Source organism: Rhodococcus sp. 14C212 (assembly GCF_011058195.1).
Taxonomy (GTDB): domain Bacteria; phylum Actinomycetota; class Actinomycetes; order Mycobacteriales; family Mycobacteriaceae; genus Rhodococcus; species Rhodococcus aetherivorans.
In genome coordinates this window covers 1-7385 of the sequence record NZ_JAALEH010000157.1, presented here as the reverse complement: position 1 = coordinate 7385, position 7385 = coordinate 1, and the positions used below count along the sequence as shown (strand labels likewise).

At 73.0% G+C, this 7385-nt stretch carries 8 protein-coding genes; 3 read left to right on the top strand and 5 right to left on the bottom strand.

Going from position 1 to position 7385, the window contains the following annotated elements:
* Positions 1 to 136 precede the first annotated feature (136 nt).
* The gene (gene metF / locus G6038_RS29810) at positions 137 to 1045 is read left to right on the top strand and encodes a methylenetetrahydrofolate reductase [NAD(P)H] (protein WP_165042420.1); all 909 of its coding nucleotides are present in this window, start codon (positions 137 to 139) and stop codon (positions 1043 to 1045) included.
* 8 nt (positions 1046 to 1053) lie between these two features.
* On the opposite strand, the gene G6038_RS29805 is transcribed toward metF, so the two are convergent.
* Genes G6038_RS29805 through G6038_RS29785 form a run of 5 tightly spaced genes read right to left on the bottom strand, consistent with a single transcriptional unit; the run spans position 1054 to position 5930 of the window.
* Entirely contained in the window at positions 1054 to 2190 is a 1137-nt protein-coding gene (locus tag G6038_RS29805; RefSeq protein WP_165042414.1) for a glycosyltransferase family 2 protein, read from the bottom strand.
* Between the two features lie 4 nt (positions 2191 to 2194).
* On the bottom strand, positions 2195 to 2896 hold the full coding sequence (locus tag G6038_RS29800) for a DUF3153 domain-containing protein (protein ID WP_165042412.1): 702 nt from the start codon (positions 2894 to 2896) through the stop codon (positions 2195 to 2197).
* Between the two features lie 31 nt (positions 2897 to 2927).
* Positions 2928 to 3734 (bottom strand): carotenoid biosynthesis protein, encoded by an 807-nt coding sequence (locus G6038_RS29795; protein WP_165042418.1) that lies wholly within the window; start codon positions 3732 to 3734, stop codon positions 2928 to 2930.
* Positions 3731 to 5320, bottom strand: coding sequence for an NAD(P)/FAD-dependent oxidoreductase (locus G6038_RS29790; protein WP_346772955.1), 1590 nt, complete (start codon positions 5318 to 5320; stop codon positions 3731 to 3733). The genes G6038_RS29795 and G6038_RS29790 overlap by 4 nt, the downstream gene beginning before the upstream one ends.
* A gap of 10 nt (positions 5321 to 5330) precedes the next feature.
* The gene (locus G6038_RS29785) at positions 5331 to 5930 is read right to left on the bottom strand and encodes a GNAT family N-acetyltransferase (protein ID WP_165042408.1); all 600 of its coding nucleotides are present in this window, start codon (positions 5928 to 5930) and stop codon (positions 5331 to 5333) included.
* Between the two features lie 178 nt (positions 5931 to 6108).
* On the opposite strand from G6038_RS29785, the gene G6038_RS29780 reads away from it, so the two are divergent.
* Together G6038_RS29780 and G6038_RS29775 are read left to right on the top strand one after the other, a co-directional pair.
* Positions 6109 to 6621, top strand: coding sequence for an SAV_6107 family HEPN domain-containing protein (locus G6038_RS29780; protein WP_206025846.1), 513 nt, complete (start codon positions 6109 to 6111; stop codon positions 6619 to 6621).
* Between the two features lie 219 nt (positions 6622 to 6840).
* Positions 6841 to 7257 carry a DUF3040 domain-containing protein gene (locus G6038_RS29775; protein WP_165042406.1) on the top strand — a complete coding sequence of 139 codons (417 nt, stop codon included), beginning with the start codon at positions 6841 to 6843 and terminating at the stop codon, positions 7255 to 7257.
* The last annotated feature ends 128 nt before the right edge of the window (positions 7258 to 7385 follow it).

Here is a 7385-nt window from a genome sequence, read left to right as displayed (position 1 = left end):
CCCGAGCCCACCCTATCCGGCGGTCGAGCGGCTTGCCCCGATTCGGCCCGCTCCGACGTGCCCCTATGCTGGTCGGGTGACATTCGATTCCGACAGCGGGCCGGTCGGCGGCGGAGAATCCCGTACGCCGTCGGTGGTGGACCGACTCCGTGCGCCCCAGGGCGCCCGGATCCCGTTCTCGGTGGAGTTCTCCCCGCCGCGCGACGCCGACGCGGAGGCGCGCCTGTGGCGTGCCGTGCGCGAGTTCGAGCGCCTCGGCCCGGCCTTCGTGTCGATGACGTACGGAGCGGGCGGTTCCACCCGCGACCGCACCGTCCGGGTCACCGGTCAGCTGGCGCAGGAAACCACGCTCCTGCCGGTGGCGCACCTGACCGCCGTCGGGCACAGCATCGACGAACTGCGCGCCATGGTCGGCGCGTACGCCGATCGCGGCATCACCAACATCCTGGCGTTGCGCGGCGACCCGCCGGGCAACCCGCTGGGCGAATGGACCAGGCATCCGGAGGGCCTCGAGTACGCGGAGGAACTTGTTCGCCTGGTCCGCGACCTCGGTGACTTCCACGTCGGGGTGGCCTCGTTCCCCGAGGGGCACCACCGCTCCCCGGATCTCGAGCACGACACGCGGTACCTGGTCCACAAGCTGCGCGCCGGCGCCGAGTACTCGATCACCCAGATGTTCTTCGACGTCGAGGACTATCTGCGGCTGCGGGACCGGGTCGTGGCCTGCGACCCGGAGCAGGGCGTCAAGCCGATCATTCCGGAGATCATGCCGATCACGTCCCTGCGTACCGCGCGGCGCAGCCTCGAACTCTCCGGGTCGAGGCTGCCTGCCGCGCTCGAGGAGCGCCTCGTCCGGGCCGCCGGGAACGGCCCGGAGGAGGACCGCGCCGCCGTGCGCGAGGTGGGCATCGACGTCGCGACCGAGATGGCCGAGCGGCTCATCGCCGAGGGTGCGCCCTGCCTGCACTTCATCACCCTGAATTTCGCCCGGGCCACCCGCGAGGTGCTGGCCCGGCTGGGCATCGCGGTGCCCACGGCGGTCTGACCGAGCGGTCAGGGCAGAGGCCGGTCCTTCCAGCCGAGCCGGCCGGCGCGCCGCGCGCGGAGCGAGTCGATCGTCAGCGCCGCGAACCCGCACACCGCGAACGGGTGGGTGAGTGCGGCCGCCACGTCGGACGGGCCGGGATCACCGCCGCGTTCGGTCGCGCGGGCCAGGGACCGGGAGACGACAGCCGCGGCGGTGCCGGCCACCCCCCAGCGGCGTACCGGTCCGCGGCCGAGGAGAGCCGCCGCGGGAGGCAGCACGTAGGTCGCCGCCGCGGCGACGAGCACCGCAGCGGATCCGGCGGGCGGGCCGAACGCCGACCACAGCCAGCGCGTGTACCCGGCTCGCAGCGGCGCAGCGCCCTCGTACATGCGGCAGGACGCGACGTTGCCGGCCGCGGCGACCATCGTGCGTCGCCCGGCGCGGCGCAGTGTCCGGGCGAGGTCGAGGTCCTCGGTGGGACTGGCCGCGACCGCGACGTGCCCGCCGATGGAGGCATACGCCGGCGCGTCGAACACCAGGAACTGGCCGCACGAGACCGCGGTCGACGGCCGGCTCGAGCGGTGGGACACCGCGACCGGCAGCGTCGCGAACCAGGACCAGAACAGCAGCGGCTGCACGAGCTGTTCGGCGGCGGAGCCGGCCCGCTGGAAGGGCCACGGGGTGAGCAGGTCGGCCCGGCGGTCCCGCAGCAGCGTCACCGCTGCCGCCACCGCGTCCGGCTCCAACCGCACGTCCGCGTCGACGAAGACGACCACGCCGGACGGATCGGTGGCCGCGTACGCGCGGGCGCACGCCGCGGCCTTGCCCGTCCAGCCGGGCGGCGGCGGCGCGGTCGAGCGGATCACCGTGACGTGGGGAGCGTCCCCGGCCGCCAGCCGGGCCGCCTCGGCGGTGCCGTCGGCCGAGTCGTCGTCGAAGATCACCACCCGTAGCCGGCGCAGACCCCGCTGGGCCCGCAGATCCGCGACGAGATCCGGCAGGCGACAGGCCTCGTTGCGGGCCGGGACGATCACGGTCACCGGTTCGTCGACCACACCGCCCGGGGCGAGCCGGGGCAGGGTGAGGCGATTGGCGACGGCGACGGCAGCTCCCAACGTCGCGGCGGCGGCCCCGGCGCGGACGACCCCGACCAGCGCCCGCATCGCCCTAGGACGCCGTCGCGTCGTCGCGTGTGCGCTGCCGCGGGGGAGCGGGGTTACGGTTCATCCAGGCGAGGGCCCCGATGATCGCGGCGACGCCCACCGTGACGCCGGCGACGATACCTGCCCAGCCGGCGAATCCCCGGGTGTTCGGGTCGGCGTAGCGGACCTCGGCGCGCAACGTGCTCACCTCACCGGCCGGCAGCTTCCACGTGACGATCGAGTCCGATTCGCGGGTGCCGTTGGTCGTGGCCACCCGCGCCGGGAACGCGATCGTGATCTGCACGTCGGTGCCCTGCACGGGCACCGACTCGAGATCGACCTTGCCGTTGACGCTCACCAGGTCGCCGGCCCGCTGCAGCGCGAGCTGGAAGGTGCCCGAGGTCTGGTCGGACATCGACCCGAGCTGTTGCACGTCGCCGAAGCTCAGATCGCTGAAGAACACCTGGCTGCCGACGTACCCGTCCTGGTCGTACTCCTGCACGCGGACCCTGTCGGCGAGCGAGTCCGGGGCCACCAGCTGCGGTCCCTTGTCGTTCTCGTCGGCGGGGATGGTCGCGGCGACGATCTGCCCGGAGACGCGGTCGTCGGCCGAGACCCCCATCGTCACCTGCACCCGCAGGCAGCCGGCGAGCACGGGGACGAGCAGGAGCAGGAGCGCCGCCGAGAGGGTCCGTCGGCGGGAGCGGGGCGAGGTGGGCAGCTGCACAGCGCCATCGTGCCAGGAGCACGGGGACGTGTCAGACGCGAGCCCCTGCCCCGGCGCGTCGCCGCAGCGACCACAGCAGCGGGACGCCGAGCACGCTCATGACCGCGAACCCGTAGGCGGCCGAGTACCGCAGCTCCGGGGCGCCCAGGAGCACGCTGTGGGCGAGCGCAGATCCGAGCCACGTCCACAGGAACAGCACCAGCGGCACGGTGTCGTCGCCCGGTTGTGCCTTGCCGGGCCGGTCGAGCAGGTCCAGCCCCACCGCCATCAGCGTGGCGACGACGACCCAGCCGAGATAATTGGTGAGCGGGATCTGCTCGATGCCCGGCAGGCCGCCGCCGTTGCACCAGCTCCACTGGCCGTCGGACACCATCTGCGGGTCGAGGTACAGGTCCCAGCCGACCATCCCCACGGTGGTGAGCGCGATACGGGTCACCCGCTCGCGGTTCCCGCCGGGCCACGACACCCCGCCGCGCCGGGCGAGCAGCGAGGCCACGTACCAGACCGGGTACATGCCCGCGGTCCAGGCGAGCGGCACCACGAGAGGCACGTCGAACAGTGCGGGACCCAGCCGGTCGGTGGCGTACGCGTAGCAGCCGTACGGGTACCCGGTGGCGGTCCCCACGACCTCGGAGGCGAAGCCGACACCCGCCGTGATCACGAAGAACCCGGCGGTCCAGGCGGGGCCGCGCCGCGCCGCCGCGTGCGCGAGCCCGGCGGCCGCGAGGAGGGTGACCACGGCGACGGTGACGACGTCGCGGGCAGGGCCGGTGGTCAGCGGATAGGCGATCTGTGCGACGATCGCGCCACCGGCCAGAACGGCGGGCAGGCGATTCATCGCCGCCACCGACCCAGCATCCGGCGCAGGGGGCCACCCCCGGAGTCGGCGAGCGCGCGCTGCGCGGCGCTGCGCCCGCTCGCGCCGGACACCCCGCCCCCGGGATGGGTGGACGCGCCGGTCAGATAGAGCCCGTCGACGCCCGGCACGCGGTGCCCGGACAGCTCCGGCAGCGGCCGCCACATGAACATCTGATCCAGCGACATCTCCACGTGCATGACGTTGCCGCCGATCAGTCCCAGTTCGCGCTCGATCTCGTGCGGGGTCTGGATGTGCCGGTGCCGGACGGAACCGGCGAAGCCGGGAGCGAACCGCTCCATCTCGGCGACGATCCGATCCGCCTCCGACTCGGCCAGTGCGGGCCACTGCCGACCACCGGAGAGCCGGTACGGGTGCCACTGCGACCACAGGGTCACCTGGTGTTCGCCGGGCGGTGCGATCGACGGATCGAGCGCCGTGAAACTCATGGCGAGCACGGCCGGCCGCGGCGGTAGTTCCCCCGCCAGGGCCGCGCCGTGCGCGAGCCGGAGCCGGGCGCGGTCCTCGACGAGCAGTTGCAGGCCCCGCACGGCGTCGGACGCGTCGGCGGGACCGCTGGGGTACCGCGGCAGCGCGTCGGTCGCCAGGCGCAGGACCATGCCGATGCCGGGGCCGACGCGGATCCGGCGCCGCCACGAGTCCAGGCGGCCGCGGTCGAATCCGCCGCGTTCGAGCAGATCGAACGTGGTCAGCACGTGGCAGCCGGCGATCACGGTGCGTGCGGTGACGGTGCGTCCCGAGTCGGTACGTACCGCCCAGCCGTCCCCGGTGCGGCGGATCTCCGCGGCGGCGTCGCCGAGGCTGACGACGCCGCCGTCGACCGCGAGGCGGGCGGCCAGGGCCCGGGTCAGCGCGCCGCTTCCGCCGACGGCCCGGCCGGGCGGCAGGGTGTGCATCAGTGCGGCGAAGCCGACCATGGGGGCGGTGCCGGGCTCGGACATCGGGGGGCCGGACTGGGCACCGAACCAGGCGAGGGCGGCCTTGAGCGGCTCGTCGTCGAAGTACTCGTCGAGCAGGGCATCGCCTGTGGCGAGGAACTGCCGGGAGAGGTCGCTGCCGCCACCGCCGGTGTCGAGGCCCCAGAAGGACGAAAGCAGGTGCCGGCCGGTCGGCGGCACCGAGAACGAGCGCATCACCCGGGCGCTGCGCGGACCCCACACCGTCACGAAGCGGCGGTAGGCGTCGGCCTCGCGCGCTCCGCATGCGGCCTCGACGGATCGGCAGGTGCGGTCGAGATCACGATGGAAGACGATGCCCGGACGGTCGCTGCCCTCGGGGGCGGGCGCGAACGCCCACGGATCGCAGTCGACGTAGCGCAGGCCGTGGGACGCGAGCTCGAGATCCTCGACGATGCCGGTGTGCCGGATCATGACGTGGGCCGACGAGCCGCGGTCGACGGCGTGGCCCGGGAAGCGTTCCACGGTCGACACGGCGCCGCCGAGCACGGTGTCCTTCTCGAGCACCTCCACCGACCAGCCGGCCCGGGCCAGGTAGCACGCGCTCACCAGGGCGTTGTGCCCGGAACCCACGACAACGGCATCGATCACCCCGCCCACGCTACGGACCTTCGAGCGGAAGGTCCCGTCCCAGGACGGCGAAGGGGCGGGCATCTCCGGTGAACCGGAACTGCCGGACGACGTCGCGGAACCCGAATCGCCGGTACAGCCGCCAGGCCCGGTTGTCCTCGCCGGCTATCTCGGGCGTGGACAGCAGGACCGTGCGCTCGGGGCGGTCGCTCAGCAACCGTCGCAGGAGCGCCTCCCCGATGCGGTGACCCTGGGCGTTCGGCCGCACGTGCAGTTCGGTCAGCTCGAAATAGTCGCCGAGGACGGCGTCGATCGTCTCCGGCGGGTAGCCGGCGTGGCGCATCCCGGTCCGCACCTGCTGATTCCACCACTGGTGCGGCGACCCGCGATAGCCGTACGCGATCGCGACGAGCGTCGACGGTTCGTCCGGCAGCGCCGCCGCGACGGCCTTCCATCCCGGCCGGGCGGAGTGCTCGGACCACATGGGTGCGCGGTGGTACTCGGTGCCGCGCGGGTATCGCATGGCGGCCACGTAGATGGGCAGCACCTCGGGCAGTCGCGCGCGGAACTCGGCAGCGGAGAGATCGACGAGGATCGGCGCCGCGCCCCGCGGGGTCGCATCCGTACTCATGACGGGGACTGGACCGCCTTCCCTTGACGACGTGTCGGTAGGTGCAGCTATATTGAATACGTCGAACGGATGTTCGATACCGGGGATCCGGCGATGTTCGAGGGAAGCGAACATCGCCGGATCGCCGGGGCCGTGACCCGGCCGGTGCCCCGGCGGGGTGCAGGAGGTGTTCGGAGTGATGATCACGTCACGAACCGCACAGTCGGGTGCGACCGGCCCGCGGGCCGTCGGCCGATCGGACTGCGCCGCCCGCCCGGTATCGTCCCGCGCCGCGACATTGCTCGACCGGGCCGACGAGCTGCTGTCGGCGGCCGCCGGCACTCCGGAACCGTCCGAGCGATTCCACCTGGCCTACCTCGCCGCCCTGCGCGGCGCCGGCGCCGTGCTCGCGGGCGCCGAGTTGCGGGCGGTGCACCGGCCGGCGCGGCGTCCCCGCACCCGCAACGCCTGGGTGCTCATGGCCCGCGCGGAGCCGGAGTTCGCCGCCTGGGCGGACTTCTTCGCCGATCGTTCGGACACCCGCGCGGCGATCGAGGCGGGGGTCACGCGCTCCGTGCCCGCCGACGAGGCGAGCCGCTTCTACGACGAGGTGGGCCGCTTTCTCCACGAGGTGGAGGACTACCTGACGGGCGCGGACGACCGTTCGGCATCCGGGAATTCGGGGTCGGGGGACGACCGGCGCAGCGCATGATCGGTGCAGGGGGCAGCCCGGGTCGTTCGACGGCCCGGGCCAGGGTCGTCGGTCCGTCATACGCAGGACCTTCGGAACCGTGATCGAACTCGAATCCCCAGTTGGTGGTCCCCGCCGGGATGTGCTCGTATTATTGAGCCAGGCGGCCGTCAAAGTCGGCCCCCCGTCGATCTGGACCGCAGATCCGGCGGCCACCGTTTTAGTGCCGGGGGAGGTACCGTGCCACTCTCCGAGCACGAGCAGCGCATGCTCGAACAGATCGAGAGCGCGCTCTATGCTGAGGATCCCAAGTTCGCCTCTACCGTCCGGGGAAGCCGGATGGGGATGGCGTCCAGTCGGCGTCGGCTCCAGGCCGGCGCGTTGTTCGCACTGGGTTTGGCGTTGTTGATCGCGGGCGTCGCCCTCCCGGTGAAGCCGGGTGGGTTCCCGATCATCAGTCTCGTCGGATTCATCGTCATGTTCGGCGCGGGGGTCCTGCTCCTCCTCGGAGGCAAGCGCGGTCCAGGCGTCGGTGACGGTCCCCGCGGGGCAAGCCGCGCTGCCGGGGATGCTAGGTCCCGCGGCGGCCGCAAGTCCGGTGGAGGGTTCAGCAAGAGGATGGAGGACCGCTTCCGCCGGCGTTTCGAGCAGGAGTAGCGCGACAGTACTTCCACGCGAGTTCTCACGAACGGCGCGTCCCGCCACGGGACGCGCCGTTCGGCGTTCCCGGACGTGCGTCGGCCGCGGTACCGGGCGCCCCACCGTCCCCCACCTTCGTGCCCCAC